General features: G+C 31.0%; 2 protein-coding genes. One reads left to right on the top strand and one right to left on the bottom strand.

Going from position 1 to position 709, the window contains the following annotated elements:
• Positions 1-19: 19 nt before the first annotated feature.
• Positions 20-220: a hypothetical protein gene (locus HMPREF9171_RS109595; RefSeq protein WP_079255207.1), complete on the bottom strand. Its 201-nt coding sequence runs from the start codon at positions 218-220 to the stop codon at positions 20-22.
• On the opposite strand from HMPREF9171_RS109595, the gene HMPREF9171_RS1000000113395 reads away from it, so the two are divergent.
• On the top strand, positions 213-407 hold the full coding sequence (locus HMPREF9171_RS1000000113395; RefSeq protein ID WP_079255206.1) for a hypothetical protein: 195 nt from the start codon (positions 213-215) through the stop codon (positions 405-407). The two genes, HMPREF9171_RS109595 and HMPREF9171_RS1000000113395, sit on opposite strands and share 8 nt — an antisense overlap.
• Positions 408-709: the final 302 nt, after the last annotated feature.

Here is a 709-nt window from a genome sequence, read left to right as displayed (position 1 = left end):
ATTTTTGACAGTGTTCTTTTTATTTAACCAAAGTGGTTTTCTCATTACTGATATGATTCAAATCATCTACAACTAATTGATCAATCGATTTCATGGTGTATTTGCAAACTTGCGGTTGAACATGAAAAACAGTCTGTTGGTACATGATATCATGCATATCGTCAATGACTTTGAAATACCTTATATAATCTGGTTTAATCATTAGGAACAGCATGATCATGAGTGGTCAAAGAGCTACCAGCACCATCCAGAGCGATATAAATATCTTTCATCATATAGAAGCTATTTGTATAAGTAAATCTAACAGTATCGGGCTCCCCGCAATGCAAAAGCACTTGGGACAGCTGATCCAAAAAGAACGTCTGGGTCTTTTCTTCTCGATAACCTATTCCAAAGCTCCCACTTGAAGTACTTACTGAATCTGTTGCAACAGAAAAAACAATCCCTACTACTAGAATAATAGCACCTCTAACTAATAAATGACTCATTCCAACATTAACATCTTTTAACATCATGTTCCTTTCATTATTTTTTATTTAGGAATTCGTCATACTATATTTTCTCATATTAGTCTAACAAAAACTCGTAATTCTATATAAATAATATAAAATTACGAACTTTATTTAGTTAACAATAAAATAATAACATTTTATTCATTAAAAAAACGAATAACAAAAGAGCCAAAAAGCTCTTTTAAACTGACAAAAAG

This window comes from Streptococcus agalactiae ATCC 13813, from assembly GCF_000186445.1.
Lineage (GTDB): Bacteria > Bacillota > Bacilli > Lactobacillales > Streptococcaceae > Streptococcus > Streptococcus agalactiae.
Note: the sequence above shows the minus strand (reverse complement) of the source record. Positions and strands in the feature narration are given on the sequence as shown.

Excerpts from the sequence above, each read along its gene's own strand:
- HMPREF9171_RS1000000113395 (WP_079255206.1), top strand. The coding sequence starts at position 213 with ATGATCATGAGTGGTCAAAGAGCTACCAGCACCATCCAGAGCGATATA.
- HMPREF9171_RS109595 (WP_079255207.1), bottom strand. The coding sequence starts at position 220 with ATGATCATGCTGTTCCTAATGATTAAACCAGATTATATAAGGTATTTC.